General features: G+C 62.9%; 22 protein-coding genes. 13 read left to right on the forward strand and 9 right to left on the reverse strand.

Going from position 1 to position 18,389, the window contains the following annotated elements; translation table 11 throughout:
- Positions 1 to 96: 96 nt before the first annotated feature.
- Complete coding sequence (locus tag TZ00_RS09750) at positions 97 to 438, reverse strand: hypothetical protein (protein WP_044441170.1); 342 nt, start codon at positions 436 to 438, stop codon at positions 97 to 99.
- Between the two features lie 95 nt (positions 439 to 533).
- On the opposite strand from TZ00_RS09750, the gene TZ00_RS09755 reads away from it, so the two are divergent.
- The 5 genes from TZ00_RS09755 (at position 534) to TZ00_RS09775 (ending at position 3,967) form a co-directional block, all read left to right on the forward strand.
- On the forward strand, positions 534 to 1,343 hold the full coding sequence (locus tag TZ00_RS09755) for a helix-turn-helix domain-containing protein (RefSeq protein ID WP_044441171.1): 810 nt from the start codon (positions 534 to 536) through the stop codon (positions 1,341 to 1,343).
- A 69-nt stretch (positions 1,344 to 1,412) separates the two neighbouring features.
- Positions 1,413 to 2,207, forward strand: a complete 795-nt coding sequence (locus TZ00_RS09760) for an SDR family NAD(P)-dependent oxidoreductase (RefSeq protein WP_044441172.1) — start codon at positions 1,413 to 1,415, stop codon at positions 2,205 to 2,207.
- A 46-nt stretch (positions 2,208 to 2,253) separates the two neighbouring features.
- Positions 2,254 to 3,063 carry an alpha/beta hydrolase gene (locus TZ00_RS09765; RefSeq protein ID WP_044441174.1) on the forward strand — a complete coding sequence of 270 codons (810 nt, stop codon included), beginning with the start codon at positions 2,254 to 2,256 and terminating at the stop codon, positions 3,061 to 3,063.
- Between the two features lie 46 nt (positions 3,064 to 3,109).
- Complete coding sequence (locus tag TZ00_RS09770; RefSeq protein WP_044441177.1) at positions 3,110 to 3,637, forward strand: putative immunity protein; 528 nt, start codon at positions 3,110 to 3,112, stop codon at positions 3,635 to 3,637.
- Positions 3,638 to 3,670: 33 nt separating this feature from the next.
- Positions 3,671 to 3,967, forward strand: coding sequence for a DUF2277 domain-containing protein (locus TZ00_RS09775; protein WP_044441179.1), 297 nt, complete (start codon positions 3,671 to 3,673; stop codon positions 3,965 to 3,967).
- A 251-nt stretch (positions 3,968 to 4,218) separates the two neighbouring features.
- Here the strand turns inward: TZ00_RS09775 and TZ00_RS09780 are convergent, their stop codons facing one another.
- The 3 genes from TZ00_RS09780 to TZ00_RS09790 form a co-directional block, all read right to left on the reverse strand.
- On the reverse strand, positions 4,219 to 4,524 hold the full coding sequence (locus TZ00_RS09780; protein ID WP_044441181.1) for a hypothetical protein: 306 nt from the start codon (positions 4,522 to 4,524) through the stop codon (positions 4,219 to 4,221).
- Between the two features lie 221 nt (positions 4,525 to 4,745).
- Positions 4,746 to 5,072 carry a PadR family transcriptional regulator gene (locus tag TZ00_RS09785; RefSeq protein ID WP_044441183.1) on the reverse strand — a complete coding sequence of 109 codons (327 nt, stop codon included), beginning with the start codon at positions 5,070 to 5,072 and terminating at the stop codon, positions 4,746 to 4,748.
- A 115-nt stretch (positions 5,073 to 5,187) separates the two neighbouring features.
- A complete protein-coding gene (locus TZ00_RS09790; RefSeq protein ID WP_044441185.1) occupies positions 5,188 to 5,583 on the reverse strand; it encodes a hypothetical protein in 396 nt (131 codons plus the stop codon).
- Between the two features lie 105 nt (positions 5,584 to 5,688).
- Here TZ00_RS09790 and TZ00_RS09795 point away from each other — a divergent pair, with 105 nt between their 5' ends.
- Positions 5,689 to 6,750, forward strand: coding sequence for an ankyrin repeat domain-containing protein (locus TZ00_RS09795; RefSeq protein WP_052521448.1), 1,062 nt, complete (start codon positions 5,689 to 5,691; stop codon positions 6,748 to 6,750).
- 46 nt (positions 6,751 to 6,796) lie between these two features.
- Here the strand turns inward: TZ00_RS09795 and TZ00_RS09800 are convergent, their stop codons facing one another.
- The 3 genes from TZ00_RS09800 to TZ00_RS09810 all read right to left on the reverse strand — a co-directional run bounded on the left by TZ00_RS09800 (position 6,797) and on the right by TZ00_RS09810 (position 8,326).
- Positions 6,797 to 7,120: a type II toxin-antitoxin system PemK/MazF family toxin gene (locus TZ00_RS09800; protein ID WP_238579638.1), complete on the reverse strand. Its 324-nt coding sequence runs from the start codon at positions 7,118 to 7,120 to the stop codon at positions 6,797 to 6,799.
- 17 nt (positions 7,121 to 7,137) lie between these two features.
- Entirely contained in the window at positions 7,138 to 7,383 is a 246-nt protein-coding gene (locus TZ00_RS09805) for a CopG family transcriptional regulator (protein ID WP_044441189.1), read from the reverse strand.
- Between the two features lie 79 nt (positions 7,384 to 7,462).
- Positions 7,463 to 8,326 carry a helix-turn-helix domain-containing protein gene (locus TZ00_RS09810; RefSeq protein ID WP_044441190.1) on the reverse strand — a complete coding sequence of 288 codons (864 nt, stop codon included), beginning with the start codon at positions 8,324 to 8,326 and terminating at the stop codon, positions 7,463 to 7,465.
- Between the two features lie 173 nt (positions 8,327 to 8,499).
- Here TZ00_RS09810 and TZ00_RS09815 point away from each other — a divergent pair, with 173 nt between their 5' ends.
- The 3 genes from TZ00_RS09815 (at position 8,500) to TZ00_RS09825 (ending at position 11,534) form a co-directional block, all read left to right on the forward strand.
- The gene (locus tag TZ00_RS09815; RefSeq protein WP_044441191.1) at positions 8,500 to 9,348 is read left to right on the forward strand and encodes an SDR family NAD(P)-dependent oxidoreductase; all 849 of its coding nucleotides are present in this window, start codon (positions 8,500 to 8,502) and stop codon (positions 9,346 to 9,348) included.
- 93 nt (positions 9,349 to 9,441) lie between these two features.
- Positions 9,442 to 9,834, forward strand: a complete 393-nt coding sequence (locus TZ00_RS09820; protein WP_044441193.1) for an ArsR/SmtB family transcription factor — start codon at positions 9,442 to 9,444, stop codon at positions 9,832 to 9,834.
- Complete coding sequence (locus tag TZ00_RS09825; RefSeq protein ID WP_084606024.1) at positions 9,831 to 11,534, forward strand: SulP family inorganic anion transporter; 1,704 nt, start codon at positions 9,831 to 9,833, stop codon at positions 11,532 to 11,534. Before TZ00_RS09820 ends, TZ00_RS09825 begins: the two co-directional genes overlap by 4 nt.
- Here TZ00_RS09825 and TZ00_RS09830 read toward each other — a convergent pair.
- A complete protein-coding gene (locus TZ00_RS09830) occupies positions 11,528 to 13,093 on the reverse strand; it encodes a flavin-containing monooxygenase (RefSeq protein ID WP_044441498.1) in 1,566 nt (521 codons plus the stop codon). The genes TZ00_RS09825 and TZ00_RS09830 overlap by 7 nt on opposite strands.
- A gap of 70 nt (positions 13,094 to 13,163) precedes the next feature.
- On the opposite strand from TZ00_RS09830, the gene TZ00_RS09835 reads away from it, so the two are divergent.
- Positions 13,164 to 13,793 (forward strand): TetR/AcrR family transcriptional regulator, encoded by a 630-nt coding sequence (locus TZ00_RS09835; protein WP_044441195.1) that lies wholly within the window; start codon positions 13,164 to 13,166, stop codon positions 13,791 to 13,793.
- Positions 13,794 to 13,807: 14 nt separating this feature from the next.
- On the forward strand, positions 13,808 to 14,665 hold the full coding sequence (locus tag TZ00_RS09840; protein WP_044441197.1) for a 3-hydroxyacyl-CoA dehydrogenase: 858 nt from the start codon (positions 13,808 to 13,810) through the stop codon (positions 14,663 to 14,665).
- 69 nt (positions 14,666 to 14,734) lie between these two features.
- Here the strand turns inward: TZ00_RS09840 and TZ00_RS09845 are convergent, their stop codons facing one another.
- The gene (locus tag TZ00_RS09845; protein WP_052521449.1) at positions 14,735 to 15,100 is read right to left on the reverse strand and encodes an MmpS family transport accessory protein; all 366 of its coding nucleotides are present in this window, start codon (positions 15,098 to 15,100) and stop codon (positions 14,735 to 14,737) included.
- A 58-nt stretch (positions 15,101 to 15,158) separates the two neighbouring features.
- Here TZ00_RS09845 and TZ00_RS09850 point away from each other — a divergent pair, with 58 nt between their 5' ends.
- Entirely contained in the window at positions 15,159 to 16,166 is a 1,008-nt protein-coding gene (locus TZ00_RS09850; protein ID WP_044441199.1) for a LacI family DNA-binding transcriptional regulator, read from the forward strand.
- 58 nt (positions 16,167 to 16,224) lie between these two features.
- Positions 16,225 to 18,381 carry a beta-galactosidase gene (locus TZ00_RS09855; RefSeq protein ID WP_238579639.1) on the forward strand — a complete coding sequence of 719 codons (2,157 nt, stop codon included), beginning with the start codon at positions 16,225 to 16,227 and terminating at the stop codon, positions 18,379 to 18,381.
- Positions 18,382 to 18,389 lie beyond the last annotated feature (8 nt).

An 18,389-nucleotide genomic window follows, 5' to 3' on the forward strand; every position in this document is an offset into this window, starting at 1 on the left:
CGCGCTAGCGGTGGATGCGCTGCGCGAGCCTGTCGTGTTGTCTCACCGGTCGAGTCGTGCAGGAGATGCATGCCAACGCGTACCGGCGAGATCGCCCTAGCCCGTCGCCTCGTCAATAAGCAGCATCGCTGCCGCGAAACCGGCGACCATCACGCCGAGACCAACGAGCGGAATGAACAGCGTTCGCCGCTTTTGTCGCCGAAAAATCACCGTCAGCGTGATGGACGTCAGGACGGTCAGCGCCGATACCGCGACCATGCCGTACAAGGCGATTGATGCGGTGGCGTTGTTGCAACTGCTATCGCATGCGTCGTATTTGAAGAGGGATAGCAGCACGATGGCCGAACAGAGGAACCCTGCGAAAACCTGAGCAATCAGCAGCAGGACAGTGTTTGTGAACGCTGCGGGTTGCGCCGACGTGCTTGAGGTCGGTTCCATTTTCGCCTCCTTCGGGTGCTCGAAGAGGCACGCCTACAACGTAACTCAAGCGGGAGAGGAGGCGAGATCCTGAGCGTGTCTCGATAGAATTCGGCATGCCTGCACATCATCCGATGGGTGACTATTTGCGAGCCCGTCGTGAGCTCGTTCAGCCCGCTGACGTCGGCCTGGCGCCGACCGGAGGGCTGCGACGAGTGAGTGGCCTCCGCCGATCCGAGGTGGCTCTTGTCGCGGGAATCAGCACCGAGTACTACGTGAAGCTCGAGCAAGGGCAGGAAACCCGTCCGACCGATCAGGTGCTCGATGCGCTGTCTCGGGCCTTGAGACTCGACGCGACGGCGAAGTCGTATCTCTATGCCCTGGCGCGTCTGGTCGACGAGCCGGAGCATCCGGTTTCAGCCCCGACCGTGGAACGCACCCGTTGGCTCATCGACTCCTGGCCGATGACGCCCGCGATCATCCTCGACCGGCATTCCGACATCGTGGCAGTCAATTCGCTGATGTCGATACTCATCGACGGCTACCGGGTGGGGCGCAACGCCGTGGTCGTGCTGTTGACCGACCCGGCGCTGCGGGAGTTGTACGTCGATTGGGAGGGCCTGAGCAAGCGTACGATCGGGCTCTTCCGCTCGAGAGTAGGCCTGCATGCCGATCGACGCACCGAGCAGCTCATCGCCGAGTTGACGCGCGACAGTGCCCGATTCCGTGAGCTGTGGAATCGCCACGACATCGCGGGCATGACCGAAGGCACACACCCGATGGTGCACCCGCGCGTCGGCGCCTTGAACCTGCACTACGCGCACCTTCCTCTCGTCGGCTCCGACGACCACACGATCTTCCTCTATTACGCCGAACCGGGAACGCACAGCGAGAAGGCCCTCGCCGAACTGGCCACCCTCTCCTAGGCAGGTAGTGGCAGTACTAGTCACAACTCGGGCACGCTCAGCGCAGCGCGACTCCCTACTCTCGGCGATATGGATCTGGGACTGGCTGGAAAAGTCGCCGTCGTCACGGGCGCGAGCAAGGGAATCGGCCTTGCGATCGCGCAGGGACTCGTGGCGGAGGGGGCCCGCGTCATCGCCGGGGCGCGGTCGTCGACGACCGAGCTTGACGAGCTCGTGGCAACGGGCTCCGCGGTGTTCGAGAGCGTCGATCTCTCACAACCGGATGCGCCGGGTCGGCTCGTCGGGCGCGCTGCGGATTTCGGCGGGCTCGACATTCTCGTCAACAACGTGGGTGCGGTCGCGTTTCGCTTCGATGGTTTTCTCTCGATAACCGACGAGCAATGGCTGAGCACGCTCAACCTCAGCTTTCTGGCCGCGGTGCGCACCACGCGCGCCGCCATCCCCCTTCTGATCGAGCGCGGCGGCGGCAATGTCGTGACCATCGGATCGGTGAACGCGTTCCTACCCGACCCGCCTGTCGTCGATTACTCGGCGGCGAAAGCCGCTGTCTGGAATCTCTCGAAGTCGCTGTCGAAGGAATACGGGCCCCAGAACATCCGGTTCAACACCATCAGCCCAGGGCCGGTGGCCACTCAGCTCTGGCTCGGCGAGAACGGGGTGGCGGCAACCGCGGCGAAGAACATGGGAGTCGACTTCGACACGGCCCGCGATCGCGTTGTCGCGAGCCAGGGCGGGTTCTCGACCGGACGCTTCACCCAACCCTCCGAGGTCGCAGACCTTGCCCTGATTCTCGCGAGCAATCGCGCCGGCAACGTGACCGGAGCGGACTTTCTCATCGACGGCGGGCTCATCAAGACCCTCTGACCTGCCCTTATTTACCCATCAATCTCGTCACCACGAAGGAGCTCCAATGCCGAAACACGTCGTCTTCATTCACGGACTCTGGATTCACGCCTCCGCGTGGAAGCCTTGGCAGACCCTCTTCGAGGAGCGGGGGTACACGATCTCTGCGCCGGGCTGGCCGGGCGACCTCGATACCGTCGAGGCGACGCGTGCGAACCCGGATGGGTTGAACAACCAGGGCATCGCAGAGATCTGCCACCACTACGCCGACATTCTCGAAGCGCTCGACGAGAAGCCGATCGTGGTCGGCCACTCGTTCGGCGGGCTCATCGCGCAGGAGTTGCTCGCGAACAACCTGGTCGAGGCCGCGGTCGCCATCGATCCGGCGCCCATCAAGGGGGTGAAGGTCCTTCCGTTCTCGCAGCTGAAGTCGGGCTTTCCCGTTCTCGGTAACCCGGTGAACAAGTCGCGCACGGTCGCGCTCACAGAGAAGCAGTTCAAATACGCCTTCGGCAACGCGATCAGCGACGAGGAGTCGAACGCGCTGCACGCCGCCTTCACGATTCCCGGCCCCGGCCGACCGCTGTTCGAGGATGCGACGGCGAACTTCGTGCGCAACTCGCCTGCAGCGGTCAACACGCACACGGCCGTGCGCGGCCCGCTGCTTCTGACCTCTGGGACCGAGGATCACACCGTTCCCCGGTCGGTGACGGTGGCCGTGTCGAAGCTCTACGCCGACAACACCTCTTCTGTGACCGAGTACCACGAGTACGAGGGCAAGGGGCATTCACTGACAATGGATTCGGGGTGGGGTGAGGTCGCCGACGATGTGCTGACGTGGCTTGCGAGCCAGGGCTTCGGGCCCCGGGCGGAGTAACGCCGTCCTTCTGCTGTCGTCGGGCCAGATGTGCGACAGTGCAGGTATGGCTTCTCCCCAGTCGCTCAGCGAGAGTGATCGCCGGCTCGTTGCAGCGTGGGCCGCCGACTGCGCCGAGCGCGTTCTGCCTCTTTTTGAAGCAGAGGCGCCCGACGAAGACAGGCCGCGGGATGCCATCGCCCGGGCGCGTGCATTTGCTCGCGGCGAGCTGGATGCGGCCGGCGAGATCCGCCGCCGCTTCGTGGCCAACCGCGCGGCGCAGGTGGTGAGCTCACCCGCAGCGAAAGCTGCCGCATGGTCAGCCGGACAGGCGTCGGGAGTCGCTCACATGGGTGCGCACGCATTGGGCGCGGCTGCCTACGCGGCGAAGGCGGCGGGTCTTGCTGAGCCGGATGGCGGCCGCGTTGCTGCCGCAGAGATCGCTTGGCAGCTCGAGCACATGAACGAGCCAGTGCGCGCGGCCCTGCGTCTACTGCCTCTGCTCGGCACGGATTCGTCGGGCCCGCTCGGCGCCGGACTCTTGGCGTCGGGGGTTCTTGGTGAGAACATCCGGCTGATTCAGGCGGCTCTCTAGGCGAGCTATGAGGCGAGGAGTAATCTCACTCGCATGTGCAGGAACATCCGAGTACTCCACAATTTCGACCCTCCGACCAACGACGATGAGGTGCGCGAGGCCGCGCTGCAGTTCGTGCGCAAGGTCAGCGGATCCACTCACCCTTCCCGGGCGAATACCGAGGCATTCGAACGGGCCATCGATGAGATCGCGGAGGCGACGCGGCGCCTGCTCGACGGACTGGTGACGAACGCGCCTCCCAAGAGCCGGGAGCTCGAGGCGGTCAAGGGTCGTGAGCGACACGAGAAGCGCATGGAACGGGAAGTGCGCATCCGCACGGCGACCGCGTAGCGGGTGCCATGATCCGGTGTGCTCAGTCCACCGGGTTCGGTCGAGACGCCCACGACGGGAGAGTCGCTGACACCCGGGATGAAGACGGTCGGGTTCTGGCGACTAGATGCTCGTGCGCCTATGTCGGGTCACGCCGTGGTTCGCTTCCCTGCGGCGGGCGCCCACTGCAACCCATTCAAGGAAGAGCGCGTACGGATCATCAGCCGGGTCGACTGTGCGCGAAGCGCGCCATTTCGATCTCCTCACACCCATCAGTGTTCGCGGGGGTGCGGTGTCGGGTGGTACGGCGTAACAGGGACTGTCTCGCCGGTTGCCGGGTCGATTTTTCCGACGATCGTCAGAGTGCTCACGTCGACCCACTCAGGCTTCGATGTTCCGTTGGAGATGGTGACAGGGCCAGTGGAGTCATTGGCTGTGAATGTCCGCTCCGCTGTCTGCACCTGGGCACCCAGCCAACCCGTGCTGGCGAGAACACCTCCTGAAAGCAGAGCTGAAGCGGCGACGATTCCGCTGGCCAGTTTGATGATGGCCCGGGGTCGTGCGTTCGGGATCTTCATGTTCGTTCCTCCTGTTTCGTTCGCGGCCTGGGCCAATGACGCGAGGTTGCTGCCCCGACTTCTCAGTGATGTCAAGCAGGCTCCAGCGGCCACGCTTACAGGAGAGAGGCCAAGCTCGCCGGCGTCGCGACAGTCTGCGAGCCACTGCTCGCGCCGTGTCTCACGGCACGGACGCGGTGAAAGTAGGACGGCGGCCTGAATAAGCGATCGCTCCACCCGGTTCATGACAGAGCCAGCTTTCCTGCGGCGGGCGCCTGGTTGGTGGCCTGTCTCTTCTCGTTGAAAGCCAGGCATAACTCACGGGCTGCCGATTCGCCCTCGGCGGTAAACTCGTAAAGACGCCGCCGCGGACCCTGCCGTTCAGAATCCTCTTCCCAGGTCGACGCAATCCAGCCCTGGCGTTCCAGTCGCTCCAGAATCGGATAGACCGTACCTGGGAGTCGATCGGACTTCTTGACTATCAGAAGCCCCCAGATTTGGTGGGGGTTTTCTAGCATCACCGTGAGAACGTCGATCGTTGGTTCCGTGACTCGTCGAATGGGCTCCATGAGATTAATCTAGCTATATTGATTAAGAATTTCAAAAGCAGGAACGAGATTTCCGGACGCAATGCGGCGGCCATCTAGCTGATGCGGCTATCCAGCCAACTCGACGAAGCCCGGCCTACTTCGTCTCGTACACGTCGAACTGGGTGACGGTCGGCGCGCCCAACTTCTTGCCCGTGGTTCTCAGCTCACAGATCCAGTCTCGAGACAGGTCAGGATCGTCTGCGTAGAACCTGGTCGAGGTTCCGCTGATCCAGTACATGCCAAACTCCGCGTCGTCTCGTGGCGCCCGCACGACAATGTCGGTTGCCACCGTATTGATTCCGATGGAGTCGCTCACGTCAGCGAAAGAGAGCGTGTTCTGAGCGCACAGCACGACGGCTTCCTCGTAGGGGCCCTCGTAGACGATTCGATCGGACGGATCGAGATCCAGCGCATCCGAGCAGCCTGCGGGTCCGACCGCGACTCCGGCAACCAGTGTGAGGGCTGCGCCTATCCGAATTCGCCGTACCATCGGAGATCCAATCGGTAGGCCGTCGGTTTGGCTCATGTTGGCGTGAAGCTGGCTGGCCTGTCAACTCGCCATCGCCCAGCCTCTGCAGCCAGTTACGATCTCCACATGGTGCAGCAGCTGCGTTCCACTCTTCCGAAGAACTTTGAAGACCTTCTCGCTGATGGCGACGAGGCGGCAGTGCTCGCCGTGTTCGACACCTGTGAGGTCAACGCGCGGGGCGGGTATTGGAAGTGCACAGCGCTTGGTTTTGCCACCTGCCCGGCAGTTGTCGCTCGATGGCTTGTAGATCATGGCGCCGATGTTGAAGCAGTCGATTCGGGCGGTATGACCCCTTTGCATCGACACGCAGGAGCTTGGAACGGACAGCCCGGGCTGCTGCTTGACCTCGGCGCGAACATCGAGTCGGTGAACAAGCAGGGTGAGACAGCCCTGCACGTAGCGGCGGGTAGGCACCGTGTTCAGACTGTGCGATTACTTGTTGAGCGCGGCGCGAATGTGTCGGCTGAAGCTCGACGCGGCCTCACGCCTGCCGCAACTGCTGTGAAGCTCTGTGAAAATGCCACCATCGCCGAGACCGCCGAGATTCTTGAGATTCTCGTTGCTGCGGGTGCTGTGCTCACAGAGGATCTGCGTGCTGACGCAGCGCGGATCGGGAAGCAATTCGAGTTCCATCGTGACAATTTCAACCAGGACTCGTTGCCTGCGGCTGACGCGGGTCTGCAGAAAATCTACGAGTTGCTGAAGGCATCGCCGGTTCAACGAAGGCGGATGCATGACGGGTCTTCAAACATCGTGGTGACAGGGTCGACCTGGCAGGACCAGCATCGGGAACTGTGGGACCTCCTCGTTCCCTCCCAGGGCGCGGCGGCGACGGTGCAAGGTGAAGTGATTCGCATCACAGGTCGAATCTCAGACGAGATCGAACGAAATGGCGGCGGCAACTGGGATCGTGATTTCCAGCGGATGGCGGATGCTCTCCCCGAGTACCTAAGCTCATCGACCCCGCTCCACGCCGTCGATCTCAAGGCAGCGAGAAACGCCACGAGGCTTCTCAAGGGGAGGAAACGGCTCGCCGTCGATCATCCGATGCTGTCTGAGTACGCGGTGCGGTGGGTACGCGAGAACCCGCAACCCATCCCTTTGACCACGCCGAAGTACCGACGCTAGCTCAGTACGATTACTCGGCAGCCCGAGTTCGGCGTGGAGACTATGCTTAGACCCCGGTGACGAGCCGGATGCCGGCGGAGACCTTCGCGAGCACGTAGGCGGGCAGATGGCCGACAGGGTACGGGTCGATGAACTCGCGGCTGACGGGGCCGAGTTGCGAGACGACCGCCACCGAGTCCTTCTCCAAGCCGGAGGCCTCCACCGGCACCAGAACGTTGCCGGGAAATCCCTCCAATGTCGTATTCGAGGTCAGGGGTACGACGAGAACGGTGCTGATCTTCGATGCCAGCAACCAGTCTTCCTGCATGACCACGCTGGGGCGGATCTTTGCAGGCTCGGAGCCGCGAGGCATCCCGAAATCAACCCACACGACGTCTCCGTGGGCGATTACCATTCCGTGCCCTCAAGGATGGTCTGCTCGGACTGACGGAGAAAGGCGCGGTCTGCAGACGGTTGCCCCGCGCGCGCGATGGTGGCGTTCGCGAGGGTGGTCAACTCGGCCTCCCCTTCGAGTTCTGCTGCGAACTTCTCGCCCGCCAATCTGTAGAACTCGGAGCGGTTCATGCCGTGCCGTGCTGCGATGCGTTCGAAGCGCTCGAAGTCGCCATCAGGGAGAGAGATCGCCGTTTTCATGCGTCAAGTATAACCAGTCATACCGTGATGAAGAAGGGGGTATCCAGGCCGGCGCTCCCGTCGGCGTTGACCCGACTCGTTACTCCGCGCGGCTCGTGGCGGCAGGCTGGATCCAGCTCACCAGAAGATCCAGCGCCTGCCGTGAGGTGGTCGCGGGCTCGGTCGTATAGATGAAGAGGGTCTGGTCGGGATCCCCGGGCAGAGTGAGCGTCTCGTAGTCGACCGACAGCTCGCCGACGATGGGATGGCGCAGGCGTTTGGTGCCGAAGGTGCGCTGGTAGACGCGGTGTTCGGCCCACCACCGGCGAAAGTCCCCGCTCCTCTGCGCCAGCTCGTCGACGAGCTCGATGATGAGTCGATCATCCGGATGGCCGGCCGCCGCGAATCGCAGGCTTTCGACGGCCGCCCGAGCCTGCGCATCCCAATCGATGAAGAGCTCGTGGGCCGCGCTGTCGAGGAACAGCCACCGGGCGTAGTTGCGGTGCTTGGGCTTCAACGCGTCGAAGTCTGAGAACAGCGCTCGGGCCAGGGGATTGGATGCGAGGATATCCATCCGTAGGCCCAGGATCATCGCGGGTTGGCTCTCCAGAGCGTCGAGCAACTGATGCAATCCGGGCCTGACGCGTTGCACGGATGGCGTTGTTCGAGATGGGCGGGCCGTCGTGGTGCCTATCAGGTTTTGCAGGTGGGCCCGTGAGATCGCGTCGAGATCGAGGGCGCGGGCGATCGCATCCAGAACACCGGGCGACGGGGTGATCTTTCGGCCCTGCTCGAGGCGGGTGTAGTAGTCGGTCGAGACGCCCGCGAGCAGGGCGACTTCTTCGCGGCGGAGGCCGGGGACGCGTCGCACGCGTCCGTCTGTCGGGAGCCCGGCGCGCAGCGGATCGCCCTGGCTGCGGGCGCGCTTGAGGAAGTCGGCGAGTTCCTTGTTCGTGTCGGCCACATTTCGAGTGTGGCACTGACCTCGGCGAGTCCGCATGGGTCGCTGAGTCCTAGCCTCTTCGCTCCCAGGATGAGGCGGCCCTGATATGCGCCTCGCCGCATCGGCGCGCTGCCCGACGATCGAATAGGGGCACCACCCGGTGCCCTCCACCGTCTCTGATTGGAGTCACCACCATGAGCTTTCCTGAATCGACCGGCACCTGGTTCGTCACCGGCACCTCACGCGGCCTCGGCCTCGAACTCGTCACGCAGTTGCTTGAGCGCGGACACAACGTCGCCGCGACGACCCGCTCGATCGAACGCCTCACCAGCGCACTCGGCAGTACGGACACCAGCCGCCTGCTGCCCATCGAGGTGGACCTGGCCGACGAGGTCGCGGTGGCGGCCGCGGTGGTGGCGACGAAGGATCGCTTCGGCGGCCTCGATGTTGTCGTGAACAACGCCGGCTATGGATTCCTTGGCGCCGTCGAGGAGATCACCGACGCCGAAGTGCGCCAGATGTTCGACGTGCAGATCTTCGGCGTGTGGAACGTGCTGCGCGCTGTGCTGCCCGACTTCCGGACCGCGAAAACCGGCCACATCATCAACGTGTCGTCGATTCTCGGACTGACCACGTTCCCCGGCTGGGGTCTGTACTCCGCGGGAAAATTCGCGCTGGAGGGACTCACCGGTTCTCTCGCGCAGGAAATCGCGGAGTTTGGCGTGAAGGTGAATCTGGTCGAGCCCGGCTACATGCAGACCGACTTCCTGAAGCCGCAGTCGCTCGGTCTGCCCGGTCGCGTTGCGGAGGGCTACACCGCCATTCGCGACATGACGGCAGCACACCAGGCCATGCCGGGCACCCAGCTCGGCGATCCCGCGAAGGCGGCCGCCGCGATCATCTCGCTTGCTGTCACGGGCGATGCCCCGCTGCATCAACTGCTCGGGTCGGACTCGCTCGCCATCGCGGAGGGTGCTCTGCAGGCGCTGACGGCGGAGATCGAGACGGGCCGCGCCCTGGCCGTCACCACCGACATCCCGTAAGTGCGACGAGCACACCACCCGGTGTGCTCGGATCATCGCGATACAACGATATGATGAATTTATTCATTCATAAAACTGTGGGATCGTGGGGGTATGGATCAGTTCACCAATGCTCATCGGCCGCTGTATGAAGTAAAGGCCAACCTGTTCAAGGGGCTTGCCCACCCGGTTCGGGTTCGGGTGCTCGAGGTGCTGGCATCAGCCGATCACGTCTCTGTTGCCGACCTTCTGTCTGACACCGGTCTCGAGGCATCCCATCTGTCGCAGCATTTAGCCGTGCTGCGTCGGCACAATCTCGTGGTCGCGGAGCGGCGCGCCAGCCAAGTCTTCTACCGACTCGCGTACCCGCAGGTGGCGGATCTGTTGGCTATCTCGCGGCAGCTGCTGGTTGACATTCTTCAGAACACTCAGCAGCAATTGGACTCCACCATCAACCTTGCCGATGCCGTGGCCCCACGCGGTCCTGACTCCACCTCAACGTCATGAGTGTCGCAGGCTATCTTCGGCCTCTTCTTCCGAGCCTCAAGGACTACCGCGACATCCGGCGCACCTGGCGAGGCGACCTCGTCGCGGGAATAACCGTCGGGATCGTCGCCCTGCCGTTGGCTCTCGCCTTCGGGGTCAGTTCTGGAGCGGGAGCCGAAGCCGGTCTGGTCACCGCCATTGTGGCCGGTGTGATCGCGGCCATCTTCGGTGGGTCGAACGTTCAGGTGTCCGGACCCACCGGGGCGATGGTGGTCGTTCTCGGTCCTGTGGTCGTCGCCCACGGCGTCGGATCCGTTCCTGTTGTCAGCATCATGGCCGGCGTTGTCGTTCTCGTGGTGGGTGCGCTGAAACTCGGCCGCCTGGTGTCGTTCATCCCGTGGCCGGTGATCGAGGGATTCACTCTCGGAATCGCCGTCATCATCTTTCTCCAGCAGATTCCGTCTGCCATCGGGGCCAGACCGGGTGCGAGCAGCAACGCGTTCATCGCGGCAGTCGAATCGTTCCACACGATCGACATCAGCACCGTGGTGTGGCCGTTGCTGACCGTCGCTGTCGTGGCCGTGATCATGTTGATCGCCCCGCGCATCCATGCTCAACTGCCGGGCTCGATCATCGCGATCATCGTCGTCTCGGTGATCGCCACCGTTGCCGCCCTGCCGGTGGCTCGGATCGGGGTGCTCCCCGACTCCCTGCCGTCTCCCGCGCTGCCCGCCCTGGATGCGGCAACCATCACCTCGCTGGTGGGGCCTGCGCTCACGGTGGCGGCGTTGGCCGCGATCGAATCCCTGCTCTCTGCCCGGGTCGCCGCATCCATTTCTGACACGGGCACCTACAACGCCGACCGCGAACTCGTCGGGCAGGGCCTGGCGTCACTCGGGTCAGGAATGTTCGGCGGTATGCCGGCGACCGGTGCGATCGCCCGCACCGCGGTGAACATCCGATCCGGCGGCAGAACCCGCGTCGCAGCGCTGGTGCACGCACTCCTGCTGCTCGTCGTCGTGTACCTCGCAACCGGGGTCGTTTCTCAGATCCCCCTCGCCGCGCTCTCCGGAGTACTCATGGTGACTGCCGCGCGCATGGTGTCGCTGTCCACTATCCGCGCCGTGGTGGGCTCCACGCGATCCGACACGATCGTGTTCATCATCACCGCAGTCATCACCGTCTCGTTCGATCTGATCGTGGCTGTCGGCATCGGTATCGCTGTGGCGGCGTTCTTCGCCCTCCGCGCGCTGGCCAAATCTGGGGGTGTGCACCGTGAAGAGATTCCTGCACCCGCCCAACCCGAAGATGACCACATCGCCGTCTTCCGTCTCGACGGCGCCCTGTTCTTCGGCGCCGCCGACCGCATGCTCGAGCGTGTCACCCGAATCAGCAGTGTCTCGGTCGTCATCATCCGACTGTCTCAACTCCAGGTGCTCGATGCCACCGGAGCTCGGGTGATCACCGACATGATCACAGACCTGGAGCGGCGAGGGATCACCGTGCTCATCAAAGGCATCCAACCCGAACACCTTCACCTGGCCACCAAGGTCGGCGTGCTCAGCGCGCTACGGCACCAGAACCATCTCTTCGCCGATCTTCCCGCCGCGGTCGAGCATGCCCGCAGCCACGTCAAGCGAGAAGCGATGCAGAAGATCACCCATGCTATGACCGACTCGGCCGACTCGGATGAGCGCCCTGCGGCCGAAGAAGGTCATTGACGGCGCCATCGACGAGGCCGCCGAACACGATGTACTGAGGGTCCGGTCGGCATTCCCGGCGGTGTGCGCTCGCCGGCGAGGCCGAACTGCACGGAGTCCGTCACCCTCCCGGCGCGCAGCAGCAAGAAGTCGCGCACGTAGTTCTGGTGCAGACGCCACGGCGTGCGTTCTCCCTGCTTGGGCAACGACCGGATGCTGCGACGCACGTACCCCGCGGCAAGGTCGATCAGCGGGGTGAGATGGCCCGAGGCCACGGCTGAATCGGCCTGGGGAGTCACGCTGCAGTAGTGGTGGCGATCCATGAACGTCAGCAGTCGGGCCACGTAGCGGGCCACGAGGTCTGCCTTCAACGTCCAGGATGCGTTGGTGTAGCCGATCGTCATCGACAGGTTGGGAACGCCGGTCAGCATCATGCCCTTGTAGGCGAGCGTCTTCGATACGTCGACGTCACGCCCGTCGACGACCAATCGCATCCCACCGAGATAGAGCAGGCTGAGGCCGGTGGCGGTCACGATGACGTCGGCGTCGAGATGCCCGCCATCCACCAGATCGATTCCGTCGGGGGTGACGCGACCGATCTGCCCGGTCACGATGTCGGCCTTGCCTCGGCGGATCGCCGAGAAGAGATCGCCGTCGGGGATGGCGCAGAGGCGTTGATCCCACGGCTCGTAGCTGGGCGTGAGGTGCGGGTCGATCGCGAAGTTCTGCGGCAGCCGTCGCGCGGCCGCCTTGCGCAGGATGCCCTTCATCGCCTCGGGCCGCCGACGCGCGAACTGGTAGATGAGCTGCGAGCGTCCGATGTTCTTCGCCCGCACCAGCGCGTAGGCGAGGCGCTCGGGCATCCGGCCCCTCAATCGGTCGGCGAGGCGGTCTACCGACGAGACCGAGGCGATGTATGTGGGGGAGCGCTGCAGCATCGTGACGTGCTCGGCGCGCCCGGCCATCGACGGCACGAGAGTGACCGCGGTCGCTCCGCTGCCGATCACCACCACCCGGCTGCCCGTGTAGTCGAGATCGGCCGGCCACTGCTGCGGGTGAACCACGCGGCCCCTGAACGACTCGAGTCCGGGGATCTCCGGCGTATAGCCCTGGTCGTAGCGGTAGTAGCCGGAACAGACGTGCAGGAACGAACACGTGATGGGGATCGTCTCACCCTGCGGATCGCCCTGCGTGAACTCGGCGCCCGTGGGCGTGCGCACCACGGTGAGCGTCCAGCGCGAGTCGGCGCTCGACCAGGATGCCGAGACGACACGGTGGTTGAGACGGATCGCGGGCTGCAGCCCCTCGTCTGCGACGGTCGAGGTGATGTACTCGCGAATGGCGTCGCCGTCGGCCAGCGCTCGCGAGTCTCGCCAGGGGCGGAACGAGTAGCCGAGCGTGGACATGTCGGAATCCGAGCGCACACCGGGGTAGCGGACCAGATCCCAGGTGCCGCCCACCGCGCTGCGGGACTCGAGAATCAGAAAGCTCTTGTCGGGGCGGTCGCGCTTGAGGATGCTCGCGGCGCCGATGCCGCTGAGGCCGGCCCCGACCACCACCACGTCTACGTGAACCACCATGACGACCACCCTAGTCGACGCGGTGTCGATTTAATCAACACCGTGTCGAGTGAAGTGCTAGCGTGGAGTCATGGCCGAACGATCGCGACGCGCATCCCGCCCCTCCGGCGACGACCGGCAGGAGGCGATCCTCGTCACCACAGAGGCTCTGCTGCAGTCGCGCGACTTCGACAGCCTGTCGATCGACGAGCTGGCAAAGGGCGCCGGCATCTCTCGCCCCACCTTCTACTTCTACTTCGCTTCGAAAGAAGCGGTGCTGCTCGCCCTGCTCGACCGGGTGATCAGGCAGGTGGAGGATCGCGTCGGAGCGCTGTCGCGCGAGTTCGAGGCCGACCCCGCCTCGGCCTGGCGTCGATCTATTGCGGCCTTCGTTGAGGTCTTCTCCGAGCATCGCGCCGTCGCAACCGCCGCCATGGCTGTGCGCTCGCGCAACGTCGAGGTGCACGACCTGTGGTCGCGCTCGATGCTCAGCTGGGTCGATTACACAGCCGAGGTCATCGAGGCCGAGCGGGCCCGCGGGGCCGCACCGGCGGGCCTCCATTCTCGTGATCTCGCCGCCTCGCTGAATCTCATGAACGAACGCGTGCTGCTCGCGGCGGCCAACGGCGAGCATCCGGCCGTCACCGCCGGCGCCGAACTCGACGTTCTCGTCGACGTGTGGGTGCGCAGCATCTACGGCGTCATCCCTACCTCTCATTAATAAGGAGCACCACCATGTCATCCATCCAGAACGTCACCGTCATCGGCACCGGAGTGTTGGGGTCGCAGATCGCGTACCAGGCCGCCTTCCACGGATTCACCGTGACGGCCTACGACGTCACCGACGACGCGCTCGAGCACGCCCGCACGCGCATCGCCCAGCTGGCGCCGGTGTACGTGGCCGACAAGGTGGCCGGGGCCACGGCTGAGTCGACCGAGGCGGCGGCTGCCGGCATCCGGTATTCGAGCGACCTCGCCCAGGCGGTGGCCGATGCCGATCTCGTGATCGAGGCGGCGCCTGAGAGCATCGACATCAAGCGCGACCTCTACCAGCGTCTCGCCGAGGCGGCGCCGCAGAAGACGATCTTCGCCACCAACTCGTCGACGTTGCTGCCCAGCGATCTGAAGGACTTCACCGGGCGCGCCGACCGCTTTCTCGCGCTGCACTACGCGAACCAGGTCTGGCGCCAGAACACGGCCGAGATCATGGGCACGACCGATACCGATCCGGATGTCTACCGCTCGGTGGTCGACTTTGCCGGGCGCAGTGGACTCGTGCCCATCGAGCTGAAGAAAGAGAAGGCGGGCTACGTTCTCAACTCGCTGTTGGTGCCCCTGCTCAATGCCGCGGCCGGCCTCGTGCTCGAAGGCATCGCCGACCCGGAGACCGTCGACAAGACCTGGCGTATCGGCACGGGAGCACCCGTCGGACCGTTCCAGATCTACGACGTCGTCGGCCTCACGACCGCTTACAACATCGCGTCGGCGAACCCGGAGCCAGGATCGCAGGCGTGGGCCGCGTACCTCAAGAAGAACTTCATCGACCAGGGCAAGCTGGGCGTCGCGACCGGCGAAGGCTTCTACCGGTACTAGAACGCGACGACGAACCAAACAGAGAAGGCCCCCGAACGTTCGGGGGCCTTCTCTGTTGCTGGTATTCGGTTAGTTGTCGAATCCGCTGCTGCTGCAGGTTGCGGAGGCGTACTGGCCTGTTGCGGTCTGCTCGGCGGCTACGACACCGTCGATGGTGATGCGGCAGGTGATGTCGCCGCCGGTCTGTCCGTTGGAGCCGGTGAGGGTGAAGGACTGGTAGTCGAACTGTCCTCCGGCTTTGACTGTGAAGTCTTTGGCGAACGGAAGCGTCTGCCCCGTGGCCTGCTCGGTTCCGAAGTTGCCATCGTTGTAGGTGCTGTACGTAACGGTGGCGTCGGTGCTGTCGCCGACAATCTCGTACGTGACCGCAACATCGACGTTGGCTTCGGCAGATTGCGTCGCCTGAACATCCTTGATGCCTTGGTCTAAAAGCACTATTCGAGCACAGCATGGCCTGCTGCAGGTCAACAGATGTTCACGATATCATTTAGAGATGAAGTCAGCCACGATCTACGATGTGGCCGAACGGGCGGGTGTCTCGCACATAACGGTCAGCCGCCATTTGAACGGTTTTGAAGGGATTCGCCCCGGTACACGTCAGCGTATTGAGCTTGCAATCGAGGAGCTGAAATATACGCCGAACTTGGCTGGGCGCCATCTGCGCCTGCAGAAGATCGACCGAATCGGTTATATCGTGGATCGCCTATCGGAGGCAGGTCCTGCGCGTGCGGCGTATGGTGCAATCGAGGCGGCTCGGGCAAGTGGATATATTCTCGATATCGTTTCGACAAATGGAAGCGATGAGAAATCCATTGCTGATGCCATTGATATCGTTACCCGCGAGCGTGTCGCTGGAATGGTCCTCTCTGTGCAGACCGAGGCGGCACGAGCTGTTTTAGGCAGAAGAAAGTTCACCGTCCCTGTCGTCCATGACTTCGATCTGCACATCGAAGACTCCGACACAACAGTCAACGAATGGGTCGGTCATGTCGCGGCGGACCACCTACTTGCCAATGGGCATCGCAACTTCTTCTACTTGACTGGGCCATCATCCTGGACCGCCTCGAAAACTCGAGCGGAGGCATTCGCTTCCGCCGTCCAGCAAGCCGGCGGTTCAGTAGTCTCGACCGTTGAGGGCGACTGGTCGGCGCGGTCGGGCTACGAGGCAGCATCCCGCCTCATCAAGGATGGAATACGCGGCGTTACGGCTATCGCAGCAGCAAATGACGGGATGGCATTCGGCGTGCTCTCAGCGCTATCCAGTGCAGGGATCGCGGTTCCTCACGATATGAGCGTGATGGGCGTAGATGATCAGGCCGAAGCAGCGTACGCAATTTGCCCCCTTACAACTGTCAAACTCGACTTCGCATTTGAGGGTCAATATGTCATTGCGAAGTTGATTGCGCAGATCGAAAAGACAACCAGTGCGTCTGCCCCGTCACGTATACCGCGTCCCCCGCTAGTCGTTCGCGCTTCGACCGGCCCACCACCGACGCAGTAGCGCCTTCGGCGCTCGGGTTGCGCCGACCGCAGTCTCCATTCATAATGTTCTCGAGAACATGTTCTCGAGAACAGAAAGTTTGGATAAGCCAAAGATGCCGTTTTCCCTCAACTCCGATGTCCGTTTCGGAGCCGCCTATTACGCGGAATACAAATCCCACGTGGATCTCGACTATGACTTCGATCTCATGGTCGAGGCGGGTTTCACGGTGATTCGTGTTGGGGAATCGGTCTGGTCAACATGGGAACCACGCAATGGCGAGTTCGATCTCGACTGGCTCGAACCGGTGCTTGATGCTGCAGCTGCGAGGGGAATTGGCGTCATCCTGGGGACGCCCACCTATGCAATCCCACCTTGGCTCCAGATTCTGCACCCTGAGATTGCGGCCGAGTTGCCAGATGGCTCACGCGTAGGTTGGGGGGCACGCCAGGAGATGGATCAGAGCCAACCCGCCTATCGCTATTTTGCCGAGCGAATCGTGCGGAAGGTAGTCAAGCGCTACGCCTCCCACCCCGCTGTGATCGGTTTTCAGGTAGACAACGAGCCCGGGAATGTTGTTGCTCACAACGCGTCGACATTTCAGGGTTTCCTCGCGTGGCTTCGACGGAAGTATGGCACGGTCGATCGCCTCAACAAGGAATGGGGATTGGTCTATTGGTCACATCAAATTTCTGAGTGGGCCGAGCTTTGGCGACCCGCCGGCAATTTGCAGCCTCAATACGATCTCGATTGGCGCCGGTATCAGAGCAGTCTCGCCACTGACTTGATCGCCTGGCAGGCCGAGGTTGTCCGGGAATACGCCCGTGACGACCAATTCATCACGACATGTATGTCGTATTCGAGACCTCAACTCGCAGACGACGAAATGGTGCGGTCGCTGGATATCACAGCAGGCAATCCTTACTACAGGATGCAAGACGCACTGACCGCTGGTGAAGATTTTCCGCGAGAAGCTGAATGGTGGCACTCCGGGGTTTGGGCACTTTTCGAGTGGGCAGATCGTGCCTGGTCGAGCAAAGCTGGTCCGTTCCTCGTGACGGAAACCAACGCGCAGTCAATCGGTCATTCTTGGCAAAACGAACCTCCCTTCCCGGGTCAAATCAAGCAGGCGGCGCTTGCGCTCGTTGCGCGTGGAGCGAGAATGATCGAGTACTGGCATTGGAACAGCCTGCATTTCGGAGCCGAGACCTATTGGGGTGGAGTTCTCCCTCATTCAGAAGTCCCGGGACGGATCTACCGAGAGGTTGCTGAGCTCGGCACGACACTCAAGGAGTTGGGTTCCCGCATATCGGGCTTCCAGCCCGACTCAGATGTGGTTCTGCTCTATTCCACCGACACGAAATGGGCATGGGAGTTTGCTCCGCCACTTTCGAACTCAGACGGTACCCCCAACACGTTCTCGTATCTTGATATCTTCGACGCTCACTACCGCGGACTCGCCGAGACCGGCGTTCAAGTCCGCGTCAAACAGATCTCAGAATTTCTGCAGACTGAGCCGGCCACCCTCGCGCATACTCACCCGGTACTAATCGCACCTGCCGTCTACGTGGCAGACACTGACGTGCTGACACGGCTTGGTGAGTACGCAGCTGCGGGAGGTCACCTCGTAATCGGAGTCCGTACCGGTTATGGGGATGAGTTAGCGCGTGCCCGCCGTGCTGTGGCGCCCGCATATTTGAGCGCCGCAGCTGGGGTTCACTATGACGAATTCACCAACCTCCGTGAACCACTCACAGTCTCTTCTGTCGATGCCGCATTCGTAGCGGAAGACGAAGCTGCTGTTATTTGGTGGCTGGAGAAGTTGGAAGTTGCGGGGGCATCGGTTGTGGCAGAGCTTCAAACGACAGAGTTCGGCGCTACCGCCGCCCTGACAACAGCCGCCTATGGCGCCGGTCGTGTCAGTTACGTCGCTGGTGTACCCAATGCCGCTTTGTCACGAAGCATTGCCAGGTGGCTGGTCCAAGATACGGCCTCGTCGCAGTGGCAGGCGTCTTCCGCCGTAACAGTTTCAACAGGGCGATCCGTGGACCACGAGCTTGTGTTCGTGCACAACTGGTCCGGTCATCCCAGCCAGGTCACAACACCCTTCCGAGTTCGCGAAGTGACCACCGGATCAATCTATGAACTCGGAACCCAAGTACCCCTCGAACCCCGCGCAGCGCTGGTGTTCGAGGTTCTGGCCGGCCCATATGGGCCGACTGTCCCTTCCCACTGAGAGAAAAA

This window comes from Agreia bicolorata (assembly GCF_000938265.1).
Lineage (GTDB): Bacteria > Actinomycetota > Actinomycetes > Actinomycetales > Microbacteriaceae > Agreia > Agreia bicolorata.